The organism is Sphingobacterium sp. ML3W, from assembly GCF_029542085.1.
In the GTDB taxonomy this organism is placed as follows: Bacteria; Bacteroidota; Bacteroidia; order Sphingobacteriales; family Sphingobacteriaceae; genus Sphingobacterium.
In genome coordinates this window covers 613955-639694 of record NZ_CP107036.1, presented here as the reverse complement: position 1 = coordinate 639694, position 25740 = coordinate 613955, and the positions used below count along the sequence as shown (strand labels likewise).

22 protein-coding genes and 1 tRNA gene are annotated in these 25740 nt (G+C 39.4%); 12 read left to right on the top strand and 11 right to left on the bottom strand.

Annotated features, from left to right (window positions below):
- Positions 1-64 precede the first annotated feature (64 nt).
- The 4 genes from OGI71_RS02640 to OGI71_RS02625 all read right to left on the bottom strand — a co-directional run bounded on the left by OGI71_RS02640 (position 65) and on the right by OGI71_RS02625 (position 2817).
- Positions 65-862, bottom strand: a complete 798-nt coding sequence (locus OGI71_RS02640) for a hypothetical protein (protein WP_282253742.1) — start codon at positions 860-862, stop codon at positions 65-67.
- Between the two features lie 70 nt (positions 863-932).
- Positions 933-1475 carry a hypothetical protein gene (locus OGI71_RS02635; RefSeq protein WP_120257003.1) on the bottom strand — a complete coding sequence of 181 codons (543 nt, stop codon included), beginning with the start codon at positions 1473-1475 and terminating at the stop codon, positions 933-935.
- 267 nt (positions 1476-1742) lie between these two features.
- Complete coding sequence (locus OGI71_RS02630; RefSeq protein WP_120257002.1) at positions 1743-2270, bottom strand: hypothetical protein; 528 nt, start codon at positions 2268-2270, stop codon at positions 1743-1745.
- 190 nt (positions 2271-2460) lie between these two features.
- Positions 2461-2817 (bottom strand): helix-turn-helix domain-containing protein, encoded by a 357-nt coding sequence (locus OGI71_RS02625; RefSeq protein ID WP_120259152.1) that lies wholly within the window; start codon positions 2815-2817, stop codon positions 2461-2463.
- Between the two features lie 140 nt (positions 2818-2957).
- Here OGI71_RS02625 and OGI71_RS02620 point away from each other — a divergent pair, with 140 nt between their 5' ends.
- Complete coding sequence (locus tag OGI71_RS02620) at positions 2958-3842, top strand: NAD(P)-binding domain-containing protein (RefSeq protein ID WP_282253740.1); 885 nt, start codon at positions 2958-2960, stop codon at positions 3840-3842.
- Positions 3843-3960: 118 nt separating this feature from the next.
- Here the strand turns inward: OGI71_RS02620 and OGI71_RS02615 are convergent, their stop codons facing one another.
- Positions 3961-4845 carry a bestrophin family ion channel gene (locus tag OGI71_RS02615; protein ID WP_282253739.1) on the bottom strand — a complete coding sequence of 295 codons (885 nt, stop codon included), beginning with the start codon at positions 4843-4845 and terminating at the stop codon, positions 3961-3963.
- A gap of 239 nt (positions 4846-5084) precedes the next feature.
- Here OGI71_RS02615 and OGI71_RS02610 point away from each other — a divergent pair, with 239 nt between their 5' ends.
- Entirely contained in the window at positions 5085-5675 is a 591-nt protein-coding gene (locus OGI71_RS02610) for a methyltransferase domain-containing protein (protein WP_282253738.1), read from the top strand.
- A 1-nt stretch (position 5676) separates the two neighbouring features.
- On the opposite strand, the gene OGI71_RS02605 is transcribed toward OGI71_RS02610, so the two are convergent.
- Entirely contained in the window at positions 5677-7209 is a 1533-nt protein-coding gene (locus tag OGI71_RS02605; RefSeq protein WP_282253737.1) for a SulP family inorganic anion transporter, read from the bottom strand.
- Positions 7210-7377: 168 nt separating this feature from the next.
- Here OGI71_RS02605 and OGI71_RS02600 point away from each other — a divergent pair, with 168 nt between their 5' ends.
- The gene (locus tag OGI71_RS02600; protein ID WP_282253736.1) at positions 7378-8967 is read left to right on the top strand and encodes a DUF3943 domain-containing protein; all 1590 of its coding nucleotides are present in this window, start codon (positions 7378-7380) and stop codon (positions 8965-8967) included.
- Between the two features lie 54 nt (positions 8968-9021).
- On the opposite strand, the gene OGI71_RS02595 is transcribed toward OGI71_RS02600, so the two are convergent.
- Together OGI71_RS02595 and fbp are read right to left on the bottom strand one after the other, a co-directional pair.
- A complete protein-coding gene (locus OGI71_RS02595; protein WP_282253735.1) occupies positions 9022-10470 on the bottom strand; it encodes a L,D-transpeptidase family protein in 1449 nt (482 codons plus the stop codon).
- A 118-nt stretch (positions 10471-10588) separates the two neighbouring features.
- The gene (gene fbp, locus OGI71_RS02590) at positions 10589-11596 is read right to left on the bottom strand and encodes a class 1 fructose-bisphosphatase (RefSeq protein WP_282253734.1); all 1008 of its coding nucleotides are present in this window, start codon (positions 11594-11596) and stop codon (positions 10589-10591) included.
- Positions 11597-11864: 268 nt separating this feature from the next.
- On the opposite strand from fbp, the gene OGI71_RS02585 reads away from it, so the two are divergent.
- The 4 genes from OGI71_RS02585 to OGI71_RS02570 all read left to right on the top strand — a co-directional run bounded on the left by OGI71_RS02585 (position 11865) and on the right by OGI71_RS02570 (position 15787).
- On the top strand, positions 11865-12098 hold the full coding sequence (locus OGI71_RS02585) for a hypothetical protein (RefSeq protein ID WP_259180823.1): 234 nt from the start codon (positions 11865-11867) through the stop codon (positions 12096-12098).
- A 264-nt stretch (positions 12099-12362) separates the two neighbouring features.
- Positions 12363-15203 carry a heavy metal translocating P-type ATPase gene (locus OGI71_RS02580; RefSeq protein ID WP_282253733.1) on the top strand — a complete coding sequence of 947 codons (2841 nt, stop codon included), beginning with the start codon at positions 12363-12365 and terminating at the stop codon, positions 15201-15203.
- A gap of 87 nt (positions 15204-15290) precedes the next feature.
- The gene (locus tag OGI71_RS02575) at positions 15291-15569 is read left to right on the top strand and encodes a hypothetical protein (RefSeq protein WP_282253732.1); all 279 of its coding nucleotides are present in this window, start codon (positions 15291-15293) and stop codon (positions 15567-15569) included.
- A 142-nt stretch (positions 15570-15711) separates the two neighbouring features.
- Positions 15712-15787 (top strand) — tRNA-Lys (locus OGI71_RS02570).
- Between the two features lie 435 nt (positions 15788-16222).
- On the opposite strand, the gene OGI71_RS02565 is transcribed toward OGI71_RS02570, so the two are convergent.
- A complete protein-coding gene (locus OGI71_RS02565; protein WP_282253731.1) occupies positions 16223-17254 on the bottom strand; it encodes a two-component regulator propeller domain-containing protein in 1032 nt (343 codons plus the stop codon).
- A 400-nt stretch (positions 17255-17654) separates the two neighbouring features.
- Here OGI71_RS02565 and OGI71_RS02560 point away from each other — a divergent pair, with 400 nt between their 5' ends.
- The 4 genes from OGI71_RS02560 to OGI71_RS02545 all read left to right on the top strand — a co-directional run bounded on the left by OGI71_RS02560 (position 17655) and on the right by OGI71_RS02545 (position 22771).
- A complete protein-coding gene (locus OGI71_RS02560) occupies positions 17655-18080 on the top strand; it encodes an AAA family ATPase (RefSeq protein ID WP_282253730.1) in 426 nt (141 codons plus the stop codon).
- A gap of 502 nt (positions 18081-18582) precedes the next feature.
- Positions 18583-19371, top strand: coding sequence for a hypothetical protein (locus OGI71_RS02555; protein WP_282253729.1), 789 nt, complete (start codon positions 18583-18585; stop codon positions 19369-19371).
- Positions 19372-19529: 158 nt separating this feature from the next.
- Complete coding sequence (locus tag OGI71_RS02550; RefSeq protein WP_282253728.1) at positions 19530-21857, top strand: TonB-dependent receptor; 2328 nt, start codon at positions 19530-19532, stop codon at positions 21855-21857.
- A gap of 128 nt (positions 21858-21985) precedes the next feature.
- The gene (locus OGI71_RS02545; RefSeq protein ID WP_282253727.1) at positions 21986-22771 is read left to right on the top strand and encodes a DUF4249 domain-containing protein; all 786 of its coding nucleotides are present in this window, start codon (positions 21986-21988) and stop codon (positions 22769-22771) included.
- Between the two features lie 90 nt (positions 22772-22861).
- Here the strand turns inward: OGI71_RS02545 and OGI71_RS02540 are convergent, their stop codons facing one another.
- Together OGI71_RS02540 and OGI71_RS02535 are read right to left on the bottom strand one after the other, a co-directional pair.
- Positions 22862-23584 carry a LytTR family DNA-binding domain-containing protein gene (locus OGI71_RS02540; protein ID WP_282253726.1) on the bottom strand — a complete coding sequence of 241 codons (723 nt, stop codon included), beginning with the start codon at positions 23582-23584 and terminating at the stop codon, positions 22862-22864.
- A gap of 7 nt (positions 23585-23591) precedes the next feature.
- A complete protein-coding gene (locus OGI71_RS02535) occupies positions 23592-24674 on the bottom strand; it encodes a histidine kinase (RefSeq protein ID WP_282253725.1) in 1083 nt (360 codons plus the stop codon).
- Between the two features lie 465 nt (positions 24675-25139).
- Between OGI71_RS02535 and OGI71_RS02530 the strand changes: the two genes are divergently transcribed.
- The gene (locus OGI71_RS02530) at positions 25140-25691 is read left to right on the top strand and encodes a Crp/Fnr family transcriptional regulator (protein ID WP_282253724.1); all 552 of its coding nucleotides are present in this window, start codon (positions 25140-25142) and stop codon (positions 25689-25691) included.
- The last annotated feature ends 49 nt before the right edge of the window (positions 25692-25740 follow it).

The following is a 25740-nucleotide window of genomic DNA, read 5'->3' as shown; positions in this document are numbered from 1 at the left end:
CGTATTATTTATATCATTAACCCATGCTTAAAGAAGAATTAATGTTCTTAACAGCTGTAATACTTCATTGTTTTAAGAAGGTCAGATTAATATTAGAATGCAGATAACGTCCTAACCTATTATTTTCTGTTAATTTGAGTCTGTTGTCCGCAAGCACAAATGTCAGTCCTGTAAAATCGTAATAACTCCAATAAGCTCTTGTAAAAAAGTGGAATGAACGAAAAGGAATATGATCAAAGTCAAAATAATAACTGTGCGCTGTATTCATGCTGTCTATGATTAAAAGCTTATTGCTTTTAGGTTTTTCAATAATTAAATATTGGTACAATGGAATCTGGTCGTTTTCCGTTTTTATCCAACCAAAGTCTCCATCTGTTACACAGGCTTTCACCGCCAATTTTTCAACTCTTCCATTCGCTAATTCAAATGCCCGATAATATTGTGGTTCGGTAATATTGTCAACATATATTTTCACGCTATTGCTATCAAGTTCCTCATTGGTTTGATATAAGGGGAGAAATTCCGTACTCGTAGACCAATCTGTTTTAACATCGATCTGCGATGGCATCTGAGAGAAAAAAGTCAGGGTATCATTTTTAATTACAAAGGACCCTCTAGATTGATTCTCATAGCCCACATCCTCCCCCGCTTTCAGGGGAAGGTTTGTTTCCTTATAAAAATAACTATGATCCCTGAAGTTCAGCACCAATTCATTGGTAGAATCGCTTTTATATGTTATGATTTCAGCATGATGATCAACCAGATGAGATGTGTCGCCGCCTGTTTTCTGGCCATTATTCCCACAAGATTGCGATGCAAATAGTACAAGCAGCAGTATTTTATAATTTTCCAGTGCTAACATGACGTTCAAATTTTAAAATATAACATGATTCATTTATGATCCTTTTGCCTCAAAAACCCATGAAAATCAACTATTTCGCCTTTTCAATTTTTATATCAGATGGCCCATCTCCATAGTATGTAGGTTTCTGTTCGACCATCTTTGGATTGCCATTTTCGTCTTTTTCCAATTTTTTAATACCCGTTCTTGGTGGACGTTTGGTATCCAGATCCATCTCGAAAGAAATGGTAATTTTATCATTTATCCCAAGACTGTTTCCTTCATTATCAAAAACCTGCAAATCATCCGCTGTAAACTTATCAGGAATATACATTCCGTTTTTATTGTCCTTGTAGCCCAAATCTATACTACCGATATAATCTCCTTTTCCCTTTGGTTCAGAAAACAACGAAACAGCAATTTCCATATCGCTTCGGACTGTTACGTCACTGTTAAGGTAAGGGTACCCTGTCAAGCTAAAGCGCTTGCCGGCATTATCCTTGTTTTGATCTAGTTTTTCAAACTGATCCGCATTAATTGGAGTTGCCGGTTGATCCTTTCCACCACCACAACTTGATATCGCAAAAGTTGCAGCCGTTAGCAGAGTCATCACTGTCATTTTCATTGTTTTCATATTATTATCATTAAAAGTAATACCTTAATTAAACCATTCTGTTGTTGTAGCAGTATCCTGAGATAACAAACCCAACAATCAAATATAGAATAAGCAGGCACCACTTTTAGACCGGTCTAATATTCGCCTGAACCCAATGAATATCCGTCTATCAATTACAAGGTTCCGGAGCTAGACTCGCACAGGAATTGATCTAATTTAAGCGTTTTCACCCCTTACAATTTGTTCATTACTACTTTTATCCGTTTTTATGAAATCCTTATTTTATCAATACTGCAAATAATAATATAGTTGCGTACCTAATGAATAAGCTAATCCTAGCAATATCATGACTGGTAAAACATATAATAAGGAATAATATTTGGCAATAAAATCAAAAGATCCCTTACTGCTCCTTACCCCCTCTTTTTCAAAATAGTTTTCCAGATCTTGCTTTGCCGAAACTGGAAGATAGTGAATATACTGCTGGCCTGTTTTTAAGGTTATTCGCAAGACAAAGTACAACCTTAACGAATCAAATATGCGAAAGAATTCAATATCTTGAATAGCGATGTTTTTCCCGTTCAAAATGATTTGGTTATCCTCAAAAATTATAACATCTGCGCTCGATTTTATTTTCGACACAAATAATGAATACGGGAAACCTATGACTAAGACTGCATTCCATAAGGGATGAATATTGCGAATTAATAGTGTGCTAGCGAACATGAGCGCGAAAGAAATCAAAGCGGCATATAAGCTATACAAAAGTATTCGATCAAAGTTAAAGGCTTCAGCTTGGAGTGGCTGCTTCATATACAATTATCTTTTCTGGATTAACAGCAGGCTATTTTTCAAATTGACCCTTATCAAAAGCCGAACAGGTCTTATTTTATCTGACTGCTGGGATAAAGCTAGCGCTCTACTGCCACAATAATAGATTTATTTACAATTCGCTATCGTCCTTTTACAATATGTCTGTTTTCATGATTTTAAGGGTTCAGTATCAGCCTACAATCTGCTCTCTCAAATTTTCAACCAAATGGTTGTTTTCAATACCCCATTTATCAATGATTGCTATAACTGGCAATAAGCTAATCCCCAAGTCAGTCAGGCTATACTCGACTTTCAGCGGAAGTCCTTGATAAATTTTCTTCACGATAATACCAGCTTGTTCCAATTCATGAAGTTGCATATTGATTACTCTTGGGCTCGCATCATGAATAGCACGATGCAATTCACTGGGACGTTTTATACCTTTGTTGATACCATCCAATATACAGGCTTTCCATTTTCCACCAAGTATTTTCATTGTGACGACTATGCCACAGTCAAGATCTTCGGGAATCTTTCTACTATACATAATTTCATAATTTTCATTAAAACTACTGAATTTTGCAATTCCATAGGGAATAATTTTTCCCTGGGTGAATCCTTTTTCCCTTATTGCCAGCGTACCGGCTTGTCCTCATATTTGTTGTATAAAAATAAATGAGGAAACACATGGAAACATTGAAAAATCAAATCAGTATTATCGGCCTAGGTCCAATGGGTATAAAAATAGCGCAGCTCTATCTACAAAAAGGTTTTCAGGTCACTGTATTCAATCGAACCACAGCTAAAGCAGATCAACTGGTAAAAGAAGGTGCTCGATTAGCGAAAAACATTAGCGAGGCCATTGAGGCGAGTCCAACGAGTATTGTTATCGTTCATAACTATGCGGTAGCGAATAATCTTTTTTCATCAATCGAAACGGGGAATGCATTAGCCGGCAAACTCATTGTGCAATTGACTACAGGTACATCGCAGGAAGCACGTTTAAGCGAAACCTGGTTTAACGGTAAAACAGCCGGTTACCTTGATGGAGCGATACAGGTGGCGCCAGAACAGATGGCACAGCCCGATACAACAATATTGTTTTCGGGCAATAGTGGAAAATATCTTGAAATCGAAGATACATTGAAAATTCTGGGTGGAAATCTAAAATATTTAGGGGAAAATATTGGTGCTGCGGCAGCCATGGATACAGCTACACTCTCCTATATCTATGGTGCAGCAGCAGGTTTTCTACATGGCGCTTTAATTGCCGAATCGGAAAATTTTGACGTCAGGGAATATGGCAATATCATCGCAGAAATTGCTCCGGGAATGGGCGAATTTTTAAAGCATGAGGGTGCAGTGATCAGTAGCGGAGTTTTTAAGCTTTCCCAAAGTCCACTTGCCATCTCTGTAGAGGCAACAGAAAGAATCCTTGCAACAGCAAAATTAAGTGGAATAAATAGTGAATTTCCCCAATTTGCAGCAAATTGGCTCAAAAGAGCAAAAGATGCGGGCTATGAACAGGAAGAATTTGCTGCTGTGATTAAGACATTGCGGACACCGCGATAACCAGAAGCCCGACCACCTAAAAGTGGCTCAACACAAAAACTTTATGATCGGATAGCTTGATGAAACCAAATCTGGAGATAAAGCTATCTGATTACAACTAAAATTTACGACCAACCGCTTAAAGAATATAATAGAATTCCTCGGCAGGTGCCGTTGGCTTCGGAGTAGGTTCGCCAATAGCCTCCAACAGATTCATCTCAATGGTCTGGCAGATCGTTGTCATCGGCGTGTCCATGGGTTTATTTTCAAAAGGATCTTGCATTAAAATGGCAGTACGTTCGATAATAATAAAAATAATGGGAATTCCGATCGTCAGCATCATTTTGACCAAGATAACATCATCATTCAGACTAAAGGGTAATAAGAGCGCAAATAGATAAATCAGAAAATGGATCAGCTTACCATAGGACACCGGAAAAACCGTATTTTTTATCCGCTCACATCGACCCATTGAATCCGAAAACCGCGTTAGAATCTCGTCTGCAGCAACCTGCCGAAATTCAGTAATCAACCCCTCCTGGGCCAATAAACGCAAATGCTTTCCATGCGCATTTAAAATTCCGTAAACAGCATTGGTGTCCTTGATTTGATAATTTTCCAAATAGTCACTTACCCGTTTTGAATACGGCTCCTTGCGCAGCGATTCGCTCAAGGTATAATTCCATATAATCTGTCTTTCAACAAACATTTTTAGATGGATGTCCTGATCTTTACTGATAAAAGTCTGCAAAAGACGAATTAAGCTACGGGAATCATTGACAATTCCGCCCCAAACGATACGGGCTTCCCACCATCTATCGTAAGATTGCGCAGTTCGAAAAGCCAACAAAAGCGATATGGCTGTACCAACGATGGCTATTAACGATAAGGGAATTTCCAATGTAAGAAAGTCTTTGTGTTTTGCCAGTAGGCCCACCAGACAGCCAAAAAATACAATTCGAACCAGATCAGTCTGAATGGTTTTTAAGAAGTATGAGACAGAGATCCTCCTATTAAGTAACATATAACAATCATTCTTTAGTTGAAATAATACATCATATAAATCCGAAAGCTGTTTTTTTGTTTTAAAAGACTAAAAACAAAATGTTAAAAACCTACAATAAAGCGAATTATTTTTTATCATCTCTATTGAGATTATTACGAATCTTATGGACAGATTTTCAGGTAAAAAACAAAAATAATGCCGTATTACACAAGATTTCCTTAAATTGTGTCCGCTTGATTTAACAGGTATATAATACGATGGATATATTGGATTTGGATAAAGAATATTGGGACAATCGCTATAAAAACAGGGAGACCGGATGGGATATCGGTTATGCCTCACCGGCATTAATCGAATATGCGGAAACGGTGATTCCCAAAGAGGCTTCTATTTTGATCCCTGGCTGTGGAAATGCATACGAAGCGAAAGCGCTACTTGACAAAGGGTTTAAAAATATCACTTTACTTGATATCGCACCAACTTTAGTCAATCAGGTTCAAAAAGAGTTTGGCGAAACTACACCGATCCGGATTATCTGCGAAGATTTTTTTGAACATGGCGAAAAATACGATTATATTCTCGAGCAGACTTTTTTCTGTGCATTAGATCCGATTTTACGTAAAAAATACAGTAACAAAATGGCCGATCTACTCCATCCACATGGTATCCTTGCAGGTTTAATGTTTAACAGAACATTTGAATCAGCAGGCCCACCTTTTGGCGGAAACAAAACGGAATATCAACGACTGTTTCAGGTAGCCTTTGATATTTTAAAAATGGAAGACTGTTTTAACAGCATACCTCAACGACAAGGTAGTGAGCTTTTCATTGCATTAAGGAAGAAATAGCTTATTTACCAGGCATCACCTGATAAGTCGGATCCTCCATAATATTAACGATAGCGATTCCCTCGGCATTTTTGAGTAAAGAGCGACAATCCTCACTGAGGTGCCAAAGCTCTATCTTCTTCCGTTGTGCGGCATAACGCTCCGTGATTTTATTTAACGCATCCACAGCAGACATGTCCACCACCCTACTTTCCTTAAAATCCAAAATGACGCGATCGGGATCCTCAGAGATATCAAATTTATCCAAAAAATTGGCGGTAGATCCGAAAAAAAGGGGACCATATATTTCATAATGCTTTATGCCATCTTGGTCGAGGTATTTTCTGGCCCGTATCCGTTTTGCATTATCCCAGGCAAAAACCAATGCAGACACGACGACTCCAACAAGTACAGCTAAGGCCAAATTGTGCAATAACACTGTTATTCCAGCAACAAGAATACCAACGAAAATATCTGATTTCGGAAATTTATTGATGATCCGGAAACTTACCCATTGAAAAGTTCCGATCGCAACCATCATCATCACTCCGACAAGAGCCGCCATTGGGATCTGCTCAATAAAGGGAGCACCGACCAGGATAATCACTAGGATTGTTATGGCACCGATAAAAGCAGATAGTCGGGTCCGTGCACCGGCATTCAGATTCACCAGCGTCTGGGCCACCATGGCACATCCTCCCATTCCACCAAAAAATCCGTTAACCGTATTTGCTATCCCCTGCGCCATGGACTCACGATTTGCGTCCCCCTTGCTAGCTGTAATTTCATCGACCATATTAAGGGTTAAAAGAGACTCAACAAGTCCCACAGCAGCCATCACCAGGGAATATGGAAAGATCAATTGCAATGTCTCCCAATTCCAGGGAACATTGGGCAGATGAAAATGTGGTAGTGATCCGCTGACTGAAGCGATGTCCACGACCTTCTTGGTTTCGATACCCAGCAGGGAAACAAGACCAAAAACGACTAAAATAGCGATTAACGAAGCAGGAATTGCTTTTGTCAGCCGGGGAAAACCGATCACAATCAACATCGTTAACAATGTAAGTCCCCCCATAATATATAGTGTCGCCCCCGACATCCATGCTGTACCTGTTCCACTGCTCACTTTAAATTGGACAACTTGTGCCATGAAAATAATAATGGCCAATCCGTTCAAGAAACCATACATAACGGGCTGCGGAATCAGCCGAACAAATTTACCCCATTTAAAAAGACCGACCAAAAATTGCAATAGACCTGCCAGGACCACAGCGGCGAAAAGATAATCGATACCATGACTTGCAGCAAGCGCCATCAGAACAACAATAGTCGCACCGGCGCCACCAGATACCATCCCTGGTCTTCCTCCCAAAACAGCTGTCACAAGCCCCATTAAAAAGGCCGCATACAGCCCCGTCAGAGGAGGTAAGCCCGCTAATATTGCAAATGAAAGTGATTCCGGTATCATGGTCATGGCAACCGTCAAACCAGCAAATAGCTCGTTCTTAAAATTGATGGATCGCACATTAAAAAATTCAAAGGTATTGTTCATATCAAAATCAGTTGAACAGTTATAAAGCCCTGCAAAGGTAACAATCCGTACCGCAAATCAGCAAGCTATGCGCTGCTAAAACACAAAGAAATCACAATCCTAAAAACACTTTTAACAACTATTTGTTATTCATTACAAGTTTTATTGCAAAACAGTATATTAGCCCTTATGAAACAGCATTCAGGTACATATCGTTCTATTTTATTTTTATTTATAAATCTATTTACCCCTCTTTTTGGAACCTTGGTATTTGCTAATTCCACAGCTAGCGGATCCAATTATACAAGTCAGTTTGTCGTACCATTTTCAATCTTAAATCCCTCATTGCTAACAGATAGTACGCAGCTAAAATCATCAACAGACAGCATAATTCCTATCGGCCCCTCGAAAAAAATGACGGATAGCATCACCGTATCCATGCAACAGACGAAATGGATTTCCGATCGGATCAATGCCAAATTACCCGATAGTATCGTAAATTATCAAAAGAAAAACTTTCTACGGGCTGGAATCGAATGGTTTTCTATTCAGGCCATACCTGCTTCAGTCAATTATTTCATACGGAAAGATCCTGTCTCCCATATTTCCTTCAAAAATTTCTTCAGTCATTTGAAGTTTTCCGCTTGGACCTGGGATGACAATCTCTTTGCTACAAATCAGATCGCCCACCCTTACCATGGTCAGTTCTATTTCAATTCATTCCGATCCAACAATTTTAGTTTCCTACAGTCTACGCTTGCGACAGTTGCCGGAAGTTATATCTGGGAGACAGCAGGTGAAACAGAACCGCCTTCGATCAACGATATTATCAATACCAGTTTTGGCGGAACAATTCTCGGTGAGATGACTCATCGTCTTTCACACCATGTGCTCGCCAGACCAAGTCTTACAAAAGGACAACGTAATAAAAAGGAAATTTTGGCGATGTTGATCAATCCGATGAATGGTTTAAATCGGCTGCTCGATGGCCGTTGGGGAAATACAACCAAAGGTGCCGTGATTGACAGTTCTTTGGTTCATACCGAAGTGGAGCTGGGGATCCGCAGATTTGATGCCAAGGAGCATAACGTCCTGAGCCGGGGAAAGAATGATATCTATGCGCGCATTAAACTGATTTACAACAACGATGATGTCGATAAAAAGAAACCATTTGACGACTTCTTTCTAAATCTTGAGATTGGATCAGATGACAGCTCTATGGTCAATGCAGTTAATGTTTACGCTTCTCTCTATGGGAATCGAATATTATCCAATTTAACAGGCCGACATCGTGGTATCGTTTCCGCTCATTTTGATTTTTTGCGTAATGAAGCGTTCTATTATGGATCACAAAGCATCAATTACAATATTTTTTCCAATTATAACATCAGTAAACGGACCAAGTTGACCACCATTCTGGGTGGTGGCCCAGTCGTACTGGCCGCAGTACCAGATCCCTATCTTCATTTTGGCGAAAGTCGTACCTACGATTATGGCCCCGGAGCAGATGTCCGGGCATCAGCAACACTAAGTACGCTAAATCGCTTCAAATTTGGTATAGATTACCGTGGTGGATATTTCGTCACAATCAGTGGCAACAAATCTCACCACTATCTTCATACCGCATCCACCAGTGCATCTGTGCGGATCTGGAAAAACTTTGGGGTCAACCTTTACTCCGGATATTTTAGACTTGAAGGCCATTACCAAGACCATAACAATGTCAATAAAGATTATCCTTTTATCCGTTTGGCTCTAGCCTACAACTCCGAATACTAAGACAAACCAAACGATTAGAAAAAAGACCTAACCGTCTTCCGGTTAGGTCTTTTTTTAATTTGTCCAATATTTTTTCATCGCCTCCTTCAGACGTGGGTCATACCCATAGATATCTGGATAAGAAACCATTTTACCATCATCGTCAAGCCAGGTGGTATAATAAGTCAAGTATACAGGCATCTGACGTTTCAGTGTTACCCAACGCGACTTGGTGATAGAATCCGTTGTAATCTCTTTTGCAATCTTCTCAGCCTGCTTTTCATTATTGACTAGGTAACCGGCCAGGTCTACGGGTTTTTCAACGCGCACACAACCATGGCTCACAGCGCGGTTAGTCTGTCCAAACATTTGTTTGGCAGGTGTATCATGGAGATAGATCGAATAAGCATTTTCAAACAAAAATTTCACATTACCCAACGAATTGTCTGAACCCGGATTTTGTTTAAAACGGAATTTCTCCACCGAATCGGATTGCCAATTTACGGTACTGGGATCCACCTGCTTTCCTTTATAATATGCCACCATATTACGTGAAGCTAGATAGTTGGGATTGTTCCGTACACTTGCCAATAATTCTTTTTTCACAATACTACTTGGGATATTCCATACAGGATTGACCTGCATGGCATCCAAGATGCCCTGCATGACCGGAGTTTCATGGTTTTCACCTTTACGGGTATATGCCGGGTTATCCGTTTCACCAACACACACATTCATCAATTGGCTGGTTTTTCCATCTTCCATGATGTGTAGTCGCTGTTCAGGAATATTGACAATAACATATTTCTCGGGGAAAGACTCCCCCATCCAACGTAATTTTTCAAGTACCATCAATACTTTCGTTCTTTGCGCATTATCCAGGTTACCGTTCTCCAACAAATCCTGAAATTGAATGTAATACTGGTTTTTTGGTTGAATTCCAGCCATTAATGGTCCAATCTCCACACTATCCAATAGATGCACAACGCCAGCATAGTTCATACGTTTCTGAGGAACAAAATACCTTCCATATAAACGTTTTGGGTTGATTACACCATATTTTATACTGCTTACATAAGCCACTAAGCCATCTGTCCCTAAAAGATCCAATTTGGCCAGAAGCGGATAAGATTCCGCTACATCCTTAGGCTTCAGTTTACGAAGAGAAAATAAAGTTTCCTTGATCTCTGTTGTATGAAAGTAACTGCTACGAATTCCATGTTCTTCGCTTCGTTCAAAATAATTCAATAGGGTATCAATACTGCCATCGAATAGATGGCCAGCGATTAAAGTCATCCCCTCGGTAGAGTCAGACAACTCCTTCATCCAACTCGGATTATGCAGTTTGGACTTCTGTTTACTATACACCTCATGGAATACCTTCAGATAGGCAGTTGTATCAAATTCTTTATAGGATTTTTGCTCAAAACCCTTTGCGAGCACATCGCCATAAGTCGGAAGATTCTCTTTACAGGAAAAAAATACAATTGAAACGAAGGAAATAAAAACTAAAATACGTAACATACAACAAATAATGAAAAAGAAATGGCTTCGCAATAATGAAGCCATTTTCTGATCACAAAGATAAATAATTCTAATTGGCAAACGAATTTTACCTGTCATTGAATCACTACAGAATGAATTACTGATATTTTTCCAGGAAATCTTCGAGGAGTTCGACCATCTCGGAGTTCCCCAGAAAAGCTGCTGTTCGTTGGTGTAATGTCTTTGGTTCAATATCTAAAATACGTTGATATCCATTGGTCGCTTTACCTCCGGCTTGTTCAATAATAAAAGCGATCGGATTACACTCATACATCAATCGTAATTTTCCATTCGGATGGGCAGAGGTGGTTGGATAAAGAAATATCCCTCCTTTCAATAGATTACGATGAATGTCGGCAACCATAGAACCAATATAACGTGACGCATAGGGGCGCTGGGTAGAAGCATCTTCCATTTGGCAGTATTTGATATATTGCTTAACGCCGTTCGGAAATTTAGAATAGTTTCCCTCATTGATCGAATAAATATGGCCAGCTTCGGGAATCTTCATATCGGGATGTGATAGGCAGAATTCACCAATCGAAGGATCCAATGTAAAACCATTCACGCCCTTCCCAGTGGTATAAACCAACATTGTTGAACTTCCATAAATGACATATCCTGCTGCAACCTGCTTGGTTCCATGTTGCAGAATATCATTGCTATTGCACGATACTCCGGTATCCGAAAGCCGACGATAAATCGAAAAAATGGTACCTACAGAAACATTCACATCAATATTACTCGAACCATCCAGTGGATCTATACAAACAATATATTTTGCATTTTTAGAAACTCCAGACTGCATGTAAACTGGATTTTCATGTTCCTCAGAGGCAACCACACAGCATTCTCCCCCACTTTGAAGTGCTTTAATAAATTGCTCATCAGCGTACACATCCAGCTTTTTCTGTCCCTCCCCCTGAATATTGGTCTGACCCGCATCCCCCAGAATATCAACCAATCCAGCCTTATTGACTTCTCTGTTAACAATTTTTGCTGCAATTCCGATATCACGCAAGAGTCTGGACAGCTCGCCTTTCGCGTATGGGAAATCGGCTTGTTTTTCAATAATAAATTGACCTAGTGTTGTTATACCACTCATAATAGTGTTTTATTGGATATTTGTTGCACAAAGCTAAAAAAGTAAAACATATTTTAGCAAAGCCAAACCCCTGTTCAGCTAAACTTTAGCAGACGAAATACGCAATCGATTGCGTATTTCCTTGAAAACATTCATTTGCTAAAACGATTATCAACTACAAAAAGATAACAAAGCACAGCCAGAAGTAGATATTTTTTAAATATTGCCAAATAAAAAAAAACTAAAAAATGATAAGTATTTGGTAATTTTGGCAAAACAGATTGATACAATGCAACAACTTATACAGCTCGTTGAAAAGGAAAAACTAGGCAGCCAACTTGTTACACAACATACATTGATTATTGATGACAAGCAGGTCAGCCATGGTGCACTTTTTTTTGTTAAAACAGCGCGTAAGACCTTTAAAATAATGGTTCCAGCACCTTTTCACGAAGCATTGTTAGCGGACAAACTAACTGTCCAGAGCTTAATGAAGCATCCAGAAGCCATGCTGCTTTCCTAGAAGCCGGCCTTGATCCCCAACACAGCTTAGCTCATCCTTTATCCTCCCCGTCGCCGCTCCTGCTTCGTTGGGTATTATCACGCTAAACAAATAGCCCACTTTGTTTGTTTATTTTAGGTGTGATATCAAGATCATCGTTTATCCAACAAATTGATTTCCTTTCCGAAAGAATGGGTATACGCTTTGAAATATTACAAATAAACAGTGTAAAAGTATAACATTACCCAAGCAATAACCCTTAAATTTATTGTACAACAAAATGCTATGCAATACCAATATAAACTTTCAGGCATGTCCTGTGACGGGTGTAGAACAACAATTGAGAATGCCATCAATCAGCTTCCTGGAGTTCAGGCTAAAGTGACACTAGATCCACCGCTACTGACAATAAAATCTGCAAAAGAAATTTCGATGGGACAACTACAGAAAACCCTCACTAAATTAGGTAATTATCATATCGGCGAACTAAATAAGTCTGTACAAGAAACCTCAGATGCGGAACAACCAAAGCTATCTGCGTCAAGCAAATACTATTGCCCCATGCACTGCGAAGGTGATAAAAGCTACGATCAACCAGGGCGCTGCCCTGTTTGTGGGATGTACCTTGTACTGATGGAAAATAATGAAAACAAACATCATTATCCTGATCATACGCACAACGCGGACCAAGCTCCAATGGTTGTCGCACAGACAAAGATGGAACAGCAGCATAATCATACTGGACAACAACATCAATCTGGAGCACAGGATCATGACCATCACCAACATGAATCGGTACAACATAGACATGACCAGCATAAGCATGCCCACAACGACCATTCTGCCGCTGCAAAATCCAACCAACAGAAAGCGGGTTCAGCCGGAAAATACTACTGTCCCATGCATTGTGAGGGCGACAAGCTCTATGATCAACTGGGCAACTGTCCAGTTTGTGGTATGAACTTGGAGAAAGTCCCCGAATTAACCAAAAACACACAATACAGCTGTCCGATGCACCCCGAAATTGTTCAGGATCATCCCGGAAACTGCCCGATCTGTGGTATGGATCTTGTCTCTATCGCTGGGGGAAATGATGCCGACGATGATAGAACTTATAAAGATCTCCGGATGAAACTGTGGCTATCCATCCTGTTTACGGTTCCGATATTTATTCTATCCATGGGAGAAATGCTTCCCGGTAATCCGATCGGAAAAGTAATTCCACTGGATTGGTCAGGCTGGATACAATTATTTCTATCCCTGCCCGTGGTTTTCTATACCTGTTGGTCCTTTTTCCAACGCGGTTGGATTTCTTTTAAAACCTGGCGCCTGAATATGTTTAGTTTGATTGCCCTTGGCGCTGGCGCGGGGTTTGTATATAGTATTATTGGCCTGTTTTTCCCACAGTTATTTCCAGCTGACCTAAAAAATCATCACGGATATATCGCATTATATTTTGAGTCCGTTACTGTTATCCTAACATTGGTTCTCCTTGGGCAGGTAATGGAAGCCAAAGCCCATTCCAAAACCAATTCAGCAATCAAAGAGCTCATTAAACTCAGCCCATCCGACGCTACCCGGGTCGAAAATGGTGTCGACGTAAAAATTGGCGTCGATCAGATTAAGATCGGTGATACCCTGAAAGTAAAACCCGGAGATAAAATCCCTGTCGATGGACAGATTACAAATGGGACGACGAGCATTGATGAATCCATGCTGACAGGCGAACCCCTGCCTGTCGAAAAGCAGGAAGGTGACAAGGTCAGCTCCGGAACCATCAACGGTGAACGAAGTTTTCTCATGAAAGCAGAACGTATCGGTTCGGACACCCTATTGGCTCAGATCATTCAGATGGTCAATGATGCCAGCAGAAGTAAAGCTCCCATCCAACGCCTTACAGATAAGGTATCTGAAATATTTGTTCCAATTGTTATCGTTATCGCTTTGTTGACATTCTTCGCCTGGTGGATCTGGGGTCCTGCGCCATCACTGGCTTATGGTTTTGCCAATGCCTTGGCAGTTCTTATTGTTGCATGTCCTTGTGCGCTTGGCCTAGCAACTCCGATGTCAGTCATGGTCGGTGTCGGCAAAGGAGCCAAAAATGGTATTTTGATCAAAGATGCCAGTGCATTAGAAAAAATGAACAAGGTAGATGTTGTATTAACAGACAAGACGGGAACAATCACTGAAGGTAAACCCACCGTTGATGACATTCAACCCACCGCTAAGAGCAGTATCAACGAAATATTATCATTAGCCGCCGCCCTCAACAGCAACAGCACCCATCCACTCGGGCAAGCTATTATTGATCGAGCAAAAAAGGAAGGAAATAAAATAGAACAACAGGTTGCAGACTTCGAAAACGTTGCCGGACAAGGTATCAAGGGGCATATTAACAATCAATTGATTGCCCTCGGTAATCAATTATTGATGGAATCCATGCAGGTGATCATCCCAGACGAAATACGAAAAGCGGTCGAGTCAGCCCAATCCAATGGCAAAACCGTTTCCTATCTCTCGAAAGGAAGTGATTTACTCGGTTACTTTAACATCTCCGATCAGATCAAAACCTCTTCCAAACAGGCCATTCACTACCTGCTTCAGCACGATGTAGATGTAATTATGCTTACAGGAGACAATGCACACACCGCAAAATCCGTCGCCGAGCAGGTCGGTATTAAACATTTCAAAGCAAATGCATTACCGAAAGATAAATTACAGGAAATCCATAAACTACAAGAACAGGGACATATTGTGGCGATGGCTGGTGATGGTATTAATGATGCTCCTGCCCTTGCGCAAGCCGATATCGGTATTGCTATGGGAACAGGAACAGATGTAGCGATACAAAGTGCATCCCTGACTCTATTACAGGGAAACTTAATAGGCATCGCTAAAGCCAAAATCCTGAGTAAGAAACTTCTCCGAAATATCAAAGAGAATTTAGGCTTTGCCTTTATCTATAATATTTTGGGCATTCCCTTGGCTGCAGGACTACTATACCCGAGTTTTGGCATCCTATTATCACCAATGATAGCTGCTGCTGCAATGAGCTTTAGTTCCGTATCCGTGATTTTAAACTCACTACGCTTAAACCGTGCAACAATAGAAGTAGATAAGAAGTAAACAAAAAGAAAGGCGCTTGATAGCAACGAAAATAGATAATTAACTATATTCGCTATTCTTAATGACATATATTTATCATTATTTATTATGCGTAATATACTTTTAATACTTCTATCGGTTATCGTAACGCTAGTTTGTGTCAAAAATTCGCAAACGATCAATATTGATCTTTTTGTGGAGAGCAAAGTAGCGTTATGGAAACTCCTATTGACATTTTTTGCAATGGGAGTACTCTTTGCCTTTCTCCTAAAAAGCGGTAAAAAGGCGAAACAACAGGAAAAAACGGTGGTTTTTGATCAATCAGAGGACGACAATCAGGGCCCTAAGTCTACATTATCCGATGAAGATCGCGATTTTTTGTCTTAGTGATAAAAAATAAACAGCTAAAAATGAAGGTTTAAACACATTAAACGCATTTTTATCACATAAATAGTTGCGAGGAATAGGGATTAACCCTATCTTTGCATCACTTCAAACAAGGAACGATATTTCAAAAATAAAGAAGTAAGATTCCGTAGCTCAGCTGGTAGAGCAATACACTTTTAATGTATGGGTCCTGGGTTCGAATCCCAGCGGGATCACCAAAAGAAAAGCTAATCGCAAGATTAGCTTTTTTTGTTTAGACAGCTCAGGGTTCGAAAGAAGGGGCGGCCGGGTTCGGGGTTTATTCATTAATCTGTATAGCTATTCCAGAATAAGACAGCAGTATTTCTTTGCTTATCCTTTGGTTATTTGTTGCTATTTCTTTACTTATTTATTGGTCATCCTTTGGTGATCCTTTGGTTATTTATTGCTTATTGTAGGCCATTTCTTCGGACTTTCTAGGGACCTGGCTTGCTTCTGCTTTGGTATTTCTTTGCTGTTTCTTTGGTATTTCTTTGGTATAATGGTAATAAAATAGGCTTCAAACGGCAAAGAAATAGCAAGCCAAGTAGTATGTTGTCCCAAGCAAAGTGACAAGAATATCCGAATAGGCGGTATTAAACATTGAAGAGAAGACTGAAAATAACAGTTCCAGTTTAGTTTTTCTGCCCGCCATTGCTTTTAAAGTCCATGATGGTCTTTCCGTCATAACGATGCACCGCAGATCCAGATCCAAACCAAATACTTCCATCATTAGCCTCCAATATTCCCAAAAAATCCATTCTTCCTCCCGACTTAATTTCGGTTACGGTGGGCACTTGATTGTACAGAGACTTTACATCATAACGTGAAAGTGCCCAGGCCTTCGGATTTATTTCACCGGTAGTCCAGATATTCCCCTTTTTATCTTCGACTATAGCATACGCCCCCCGTTGTGATACCTTAGTAAAGGTTTTGCCATCGTAGCGCCAAAGGCCATCAACGTCGCCGAACCAAATATTACCCTTTTTATCTTCGATTATTGACCAAACGTTGTAAAAAGGTTTACCGTCCTTGTTTTTGAAAACGGTAAATTTCTTTCCGTCATAATAGCAGGCCCCACCTCTTGTGCCAAACCATAATTTTCCGTTTTTGTCTTCCATAATAGCATTAATATCGTTATTGGGCAGTCCGTCTTTCGTTGTAAAATTCCGAAAGGACTTTCCATCATAACGACTTGCACCACCTTTAGTGCCAAACCAAATATGCCCTGCTTTATCCTCATAAATATGAAGGGCTGAATTACTGCCAAGTCCATCCTTTATTGTAAAATGCTGATAGGATTTACCATTGTGATAATAGACACCTGAATCCTTGCTACCAAACCAAAGATTTCCTTTTCGATCTTCCAGAACATCCCAAAAGCTGGAGAATCTGGGCGAAATTATTTCGTTTGTTAAGTTGGTAAAAGATACTCCATCATACCGAAACACGCCCAAGTAAGAAGCAATCAAAATATTACCGTTCCGATCTTTCTTTAAATTCCGGACCATACTCATAGGTATCTTGGAAGCGACGGCTGCTTTAAATTGAGCGTCGGAGTAATGTCCTTTACTAATATTATCTTGTAGTGCATTTGTCTGGTTCTGTCTGCAGGAGATGTGACAGACTAACAGCAGAAGCAAAGCATATACTTGTACCTGTTTCATAATTCGTTTAATTTAATAGGTAATAGCTGCAAAGTTCCTATAACCCCAATTCATTTGTCTTTTTCATTGTTCAGCAAACACTAAAATATTTTCATTGTTCACATCTATTTTATGCAGCAAAATTACTTTGAAATCTCTCAATGCAGGAATTTGGAAGGTAAATAAAAATGTAAACTTTGTAAATATATCGTAAATAGTATGCATGACAGTAATCTGCATGGCTTCCAGTGTGGAGGGCGGTGGCGTGTTACTTATCTTGAATTTGATAATATTTGAGTTATGAAAATGCACATAACAACAAGATGAGTATATTGCCCATATTAATCGACACCGTGATTGAAAGTACATGGGAATATTGGGACTGAGCCAATCCCGACAGGATCATAAAATAAACTGAAATATGAGAATTGCAATATTTGGAGCACACAAGGTTGGAAAAACAACATTGGCGAAAGAACTTCTGGAAAACCTACTGGGGTATACGCTCGAACTAGAGCCATATTATCAATTGGAATTTTCAGGTTATGAATTTTCAGAAGTCCCCACTCCCGAGGATTTCATTGCACAATTTAATTGTTCAGCCAAGCTGATTTTAGAAAGTGGAGACGATGTAATCTTTGACCGATGTGCCATTGACATCTTAGCTTATCTTCATGTTCTTGATCCACATAGAAATGTCCAACATTTCTATGAAACAGCTCAGACACTTATTGCAGAAATTGATCTTTTTGTCTTTGTTCCTATTGAAGAACCGGATCTGATACCAAACCATCAGATAGAACTGTCAAAAATTAGAAACCAGGTTGATAATGTAATTCGTGATTAGATTGAAGATTTTGGGATACCTGTAATTGAAGTATACGGTACATTATCAGAACGAAGAGATCAGGTAATTGCCAGAATTCCATTATAGAATATGACCTATCGCCGATTAACGACCTCAATTTTTGCGCATCTATTATAAAAGGTTTAAATGCAGTTCTTTAAAACTCGCTAATGGCAAACTATTCGAAAGATTGGTTTTTCCCATTTCGGAAGCATATTTCTATAGTTGGATCTGCAAAGTAAATGTATTTTTTCACTGTGCATTTTCTTATCTAAGACATCAATAGTATATATTTCTTAGGTATTAGGTACAATAAAAGCATGCCCAGCGTACTTTGTATGAAAGACTAAAGTAATACTTAGTCCATACTTGATCGATACTTCATATATACTTACAGTCTGCTTTTCCAGTGTTTCACGACTGATTAAAAATCCCTGATTTCATGGATAATAATTCAGCTCATCTTACTGTATTTTTGATATATTAGACAAAACATAATCAAATGAGAGCTACTTTCATTCTCCTTTTTTTATTCATACGTGCTTTTACATATGCACAAACCAAACCCCTAGCGACTAATTTGTCCTACCCCGATTTAATTCCGGTCTTGGTAAACGATAGTCTATATGGTTACTGTGACAGTCTTCTTGACCTAAAACTTCCAGCTATATACGAAAGCGCCGGATTATTTGAAGAAGATTTCAACTTCCAGACTTTTCATGTCAACAAACCCGAAATTGTAAAGTATGGATCAGCTGAATACGCTTGGGTTCAACGCCATGGTGAGCGTTACCGTATCGACAAAAATGGTGAACCGGTTTATAAGTATGATGTAGCAGATTTTAAAACTGGAGAAACACTCATTCAGCTCTTTAAAAATTCCACATCACATACGATAAATAAGGTGGATGATACAACCCTATTTCAACAAATAAAGAACAATCAAACGGGTCAAATCGCATTCCCTGACGATCAGTCCATGGCTGACTTTAAAGAAAAAAATAAAATGTTTATTGACGAAGGGATTCGATTGATTTATTATCCTAAATTCACAGAGATACCATGCACCTATTTTTCCAACGAACAAACGCTACTCCAGGGCATAAAAAATAAGGAAACAGGTGAAATTCTGATCAAAGCAAAGTATGCTTCCATAGAAGAATACTATAATAATCCCTTACGGGTACATCAATATCCGTTGTTCATTGCTTATCGTGGTGATCTAAATAAATACATATACGTAGGACTCAATGGAACCGAATATCTACTGTATTCGGCCGAAATAGAATAAAGAAATAAGTTTGTATAATAAAAAAACTGGATGCCACAGCCAATTTTGATTCACTAAAAAGTCGTCAAAACAATAGGTTCCTATAATATCTAGCCATGTTGCTATAAAAGAAATTTTTCACGGTTTACTAACCATTATTTTCGTGAAAAATTCACAGTATGCTCAGATCATTACCCTTTTTATTACTTTCTATTTCACTTGGCAGCACCGCACTCGCACAAAAGCGTTATACATTATCCGGAACAATCACCGACGTATCAACAGGAGAAACACTTATTGGTGCTTCGGTCAAACTACGCGAACTACCCCAATCTGGAAGTTCCAGTAATTCTTATGGTTTCTATTCCATGGCTGCCCCCGAAGGAAGGTATCTACTCTCCACCTCTTATGTAGGATACAATACCCGTATTGATACGATTGAATTAAACAGAGACCAAGCCCTTAATCTCACACTACGATCACAGACCTTACTGGATGAGGTTGTCATCTCATCCAACAGACGTAACAATAAAAATGTTTCCTCACCGCAAATGGGGGTTGAAAAACTCAATATGAACCAGATCAATCAGCTTCCCGTAGTTTTAGGTGAACGCGATATTTTAAAAAGCATCACATTAATGCCGGGCATTAAAACCTCCGGCGAAGGAAATACAGGTTTCTATGTCCGTGGTGGTGGTGCCGATCAAAATTTAATTTTATTGGATGAAGCTACCGTCTATAATGCCACTCACCTACTCGGTTTCTTTTCTACGTTCAATTCAGATGCCATCAAAGATGTCAGTATCTATAAAGGCGGTATGCCTGCTGAATACGGAGGACGGCTGTCATCAGTGCTCGATGTAAAAATGAATGAAGGTAATAACAAGAAAACCACTGTTCAGGGTGGTATTGGATTAATTGCTTCCCGCATTAAAGTAGAGGGTCCGCTGGTTAAAGACAAAGGTTCATTTATGTTATCTGCCCGTCGTACCTATATGGATCTTTTTATGAAAGCCTCCTCGGATACAACAATTAATAAAAGTACGCTATACTTTTATGATATCAATGCGAAGGTCAACTATAGATTCAACGATAAAAATGCGATCTATCTCTCCGGATATTTTGGTAAAGATGTATTGGGGCTGCAGGATATTTTCGGCACCAATTGGGGAAATGCAACCGGAACCCTACGATTCAACCATATCTTCAGCAATAAATTATTCTCAAACACCTCAGTTGTCTATAGCAAATTTAACTATGTTATCGAAGGCTTGGACCGCAACGATGGCTTTAAAGCAACATCTAAGATTACCGATCTAAATTTTAAACAGGACTTCCAATATTACGCAAGTTCTGACCATGCACTAAAATTTGGATTGCACGTTACCCGACATGATATCGCACCGGGTGATATTACAACAACCGCCAGTTCCAGTTTTAACGATAAACATGTCGAACATCGCTTTGGTTACGAAATGGCGACCTACGCCAGTGACGACTGGAAGGTAAACGACAAACTAAATATGGCCTATGGCCTGCGTTTAAGCTCGATGTTGCTGGTTGGTCCGGGAACTTTTAGTACTTATGATGCGGCGGGCAATACAATTGGCTCACAACATTACAAATCCGGAGAGCTAGTACAACATTATCTCAATTTAGAACCTCGTTTTAGTGTAAGTTATCTACTCAATGAACAACAGTCCATCAAAGCTTCGTACAATAGAAATACACAAAATATTCACCTATTGACAAACTCTACAAGCGCCAGTCCGACGGATCTCTATGTGATGAGCAGCAAGAATATCAAGCCCGAAATTGCCGATCAGATCTCCACGGGTTATTTCAGAAACTTTAAAGATAACCTATATGAGTTCTCGGCGGAGGTCTATTACAAAAATCTACAAAATCAAATCGATTATAAAGATGCCGCGCAATTGCTCGTCAACCAAGACGTCGAATCCCAACTGGTTTATGGCGTAGGGCGAGCCTATGGTGTCGAATTATTTCTGAAGAAAAAATATGGCCGTTTTAATGGCTGGGTGGGTTATACTTGGTCTAAAACCGAACGCAAATTTGATGAGATCAACGCCGGAAAGTACTTTCCTGCAACACAGGACCGCACCCATGATGTATCCATTGTTGGTATCTATAAGCTCAATGAAAAGTGGACCTTCTCCAGTAATTTCGTTTATGGAACAGGAAGGGCTGTCACATACCCAACGGGAAAATACACTGTTGGCGGCAATACGACCTTCTCCTATTCGGAGCGCAATGCTTATCGTATGCCCGCATCACATCGCTTGGATATCGCCGCCACCTTCGAGGGGAAACCGGGGAAACGCTACCAGTCAAGCTGGACATTTGGCATTTACAACGTCTATGGACATAAAGACCCTTACAGAATCGCCTTTAGAGACAGTAAAACCGTTGCTAATGCGACGGAAGCTGTCCAAACAAGCATCTTCGGTATCCCTATCCCCTCCTTTACCTGGAATTTTAAATTTTAACCCCTGTTACTAAAAAACATGAAATACCCCAATTCCAAAAACACAAACGCTGACGAAAATAAACAGGGTATTTCCTATGACCTTTTCAAGGACAAACCGAGCATAGCAAGCTCATAAAATATTTATATATGAAACATCGTATTATTATCTCCAGTATAATTATCCTTACAGCCTTCATTTCATCCTGTGAGAAAGTCATCGACATTCAGGTCAATGATGAAGTCGGTCGATTGGTTATTGAAGGCGTCATCAATAACACAACAACAGAACAAGAAATAAAACTGAGCCGAAATGCAGCCTTCTCTGGCGGCAACAACTACCCTGCAGTAAGGGGAGCGACGGTCATCGTCAGAGATCAGAAACAGCAGGAATATATCTTCGTGGAAACGGAGGCCGGAACATACAAAACACAGCAATTGAAAGGAACCCCAGGAGAAACATACACAATGGAAGTGCGCATTGATCAAGATAAATATCAGGCAACTTCGCAAATGCCACAAATCGTTTCCCTGGACTCTATTTCTGTCGAAAAACCAAAATTTGGTGATAAGGAAAAACGGAATATTAAAGTCTTCTATAAGGATCCGGCCGATCAAATCAATCAGTATAGATTTATCGTTTTTCTAAACGACAAGCAATTGAAAGATATTTATACCGTCAACGACGACTTCAACAATGGGAATAAGATCAATTTAACATTGCGTCCAGATGATCTCGATATATTCCCCGGTGATCGTATTCGTGTAGAAATGCTCTGTGTAGATAAAACGGTATACAACTACTGGTATAGCCTGATGCAGCAATCTGCCAATTCCGGTGTGACACCGAGTAACCCGCCTACCAACATCAGTCCTACCACACTTGGCTGTTTTAGTGCGCATACCTTCTCTACCAAAAGCGTTCAAGTGGATTAATTTCGATGCGATTTCGTCGTAAGGATACGTATCCAAAAGGGATCATTTCCTTACGATGAAATAACTAATAGCCACTGCCTAGCCTGCTTTTTACCTATTGATAGTCTGCTTTTTAATACGTTCCAAAAGATCATCTTTAAAACTTGCCCCCAAAGGCATCTCAAAGCCGGCGATTGTCACCCAATGGCTGTCTACACTCTCCACTTTATTTAGATTGACCACAAAGGATTTATTGATCCGCACAAAGTCTGTATTGGGCAATTGATTGAATATCGTTTTTATATTCATTGCCACCATTAATTTTTTATCTTTTGCATGGATCATCACATAATCTTTCATGGCTTCAATGTACTGAATTTCATTTAGCTCCAAGCGAAAAAGCTTACGGTCAGCCTTTACAAAAATATGGTCAGTAGGCGGTACAATACCTTTCTCCATCACTTTTTGTTGAAAATGGCTGACGGCTTTATCCAAAGCCTTCTTCAACCGATCCTCTGCAATAGGCTTTAACAAATAATCCAACGCATTCAGTTCATAGCTTTCCAATGCATAATTGGGATAAGCAGTTGTAAATATAATCTGTATATGGGCCGGGATAAATTGAGCAAAATCCCAACCGCTTTCTTCTGGTAGATTGATATCCAAAAAAATCAAGTCAAGGGGCTGCTCCTCCATCAGCATACGGGCATCTTCCGTATTGCCATACATGCCGAGGCATTCCAAAAAATCGTAACCTTTCAATAATTTTACCAGCCCCCTCCTCGCCAAAGGTTCATCTTCAATCACAATGTATTTAATACTTAGCTTATCCATAGTCTTATTACGTTCCCATCGGAATACTTAAAAACACCTTATACCTATCATCGAAATCATCAATTTGCAAGTTATAGCTATTCGGATACAAAATTTCTAATCGTTTTTGGATATTACTCAATCCGAGACCACCATACGCAGCAGCCTGCATTTTCCTTTTCTTCGGATTAACACAGGTAAAACAAATACGTTCAGCTTGAATTGAAAACGCAATCTGCACATGCTGCCCGCCTTCCATCGCCTGATGTGCACTATGTTTAACAACATTTTCAACAAAAGGAATAAATAGAAATGGTGGAACATGCAGTTGTTCCATCTGTTGGTCAATAGTAAAATCGACGACAAATTTATCCCTACGAATATCCTCCATAAAGAGGATATTTTTTAAGACTGCAATTTCTTTCCCCAGTTCGATGGAATCGCCCTTTGATAGATAAAGTTGATTTCTGAGTACATCACTTAATTTAAGCAGTACATTGGAAGCTAATTTGGGGTTCTCATCAATCAGAAAATTGATATTATTGAGCGTATTAAACAAAAAATGAGGATTAATTTGGCTTTTAAGCTGCTCCAATTGGATCGTCAGCGTATTATTCTCAAATTCTTTGAATCGAATGAGGTTAACAATCCATACCTTAAATAGCTTCATGCTACTGACTGCTGCTATAAATATGGTCAATAAAATAACGATGATCAAATAATCTTCCCAATCCAGGTAGGATCGATCCGGCTTTTGGATAAACCGCAATTCCTGTCGCTCCAAATACATCAACACTAAAAAAATAAATGTATAAGCGACAAGAAGACTCCCCGCATAAGCTAAAAACCGACTTCTCAGTACAAAGACAGGGATTAGGATATAATGATTGATGTAAAAAAGACTCAACAGAATTGTAATGGATAGCAAAGTCTCGAAAAGACGCCACAGGCTACTCGTAGGATCTACTTCCGCCTTCTTGCTTGGCAAAAAATGAATTCCAACAATCACGCCGATCAACAAACAATGGCGAATCCAACGATATTTTTTATCGACAACAAAATCTATAAAAAGACTATTTTCGTAACCGATGATTACCTGTGAATTTTTCATGTTAGTGATCTGTCAAAAGATATGTATCCAATACTATCCACAGCCAGCTTAATTGCATTCCATCTTCTATACACCATTTTCTAGTATTTTGACTATTTTCCTTTGAACCAATACACCTCAAGCACTAATAGCCAAACAAAGCTATAAAACACTATTAAACTGACCATTAACCACAAAAAAACAACACTATAATCAAGACGAAAAAGCAGCTAATAAGGCTATACTGCAATTGTATGAAAGGTTTAAAAATAGCCATATCTATCAACATTTCAAAATGTGTTTTTACGCCACTACATGCAAAATTTCAAAGGTTGGATTTCCTATGGGTCAAATTTTTCCCTGCAGAACGATCAGGTACATCTCACAATATATATTTCAGTAACTTTAACCATTGAATACCGGTATCAACACTTCAATAAAAAATCACATTCAGAGAAATTAACAATGGAAAAACTGCTATTCGAAATGAACAAATATTTCCCATTAAGCGAGCAAACAATTGAAGCGTTGAAAAAGATCTGTCAGCCCAAAAGCTATAAGAAAAACGAATTGATCTTGCGTGCTGGCGACTATGCAAAATATTATTATTTTGTTTATAGTGGCTTATTGGGCTATTACAAACTGGATCCCGAAGGCGACATCATTTACAAATTATTTTTTGAAGAGAACAGCTTTTGCGCATCCACAGCAGCTATCATTGAAGAAAAACCTAGTAATTTCACGATTGTAGCGCTTGAAGATGTACAACTTATTCAATATTCTGCCAAGCTTTTCCGTGAATTGGTAGCACAACATCACGACTTAGCACTCTTCCAAATCGCCTACCTGGAAAAAAACTGGGTCGTAAAAAAAGAACCTCTTGAAATCAACCTGAAATGGGAATCAGCCAAAGAACGTTATCTTGAATTGTATCAGAATCAGGCTCTCTTTAAGCGGCTCAAACAACACCATATCGCCTCCTATCTTGGTGTTACTCCTACCCAGTTGAGCCGTATTCGTAAAGAATTAAAACAATAATTCCGTCAACATTTGTACATGTTTTCTAACTATATCCTTGAGAATTTTG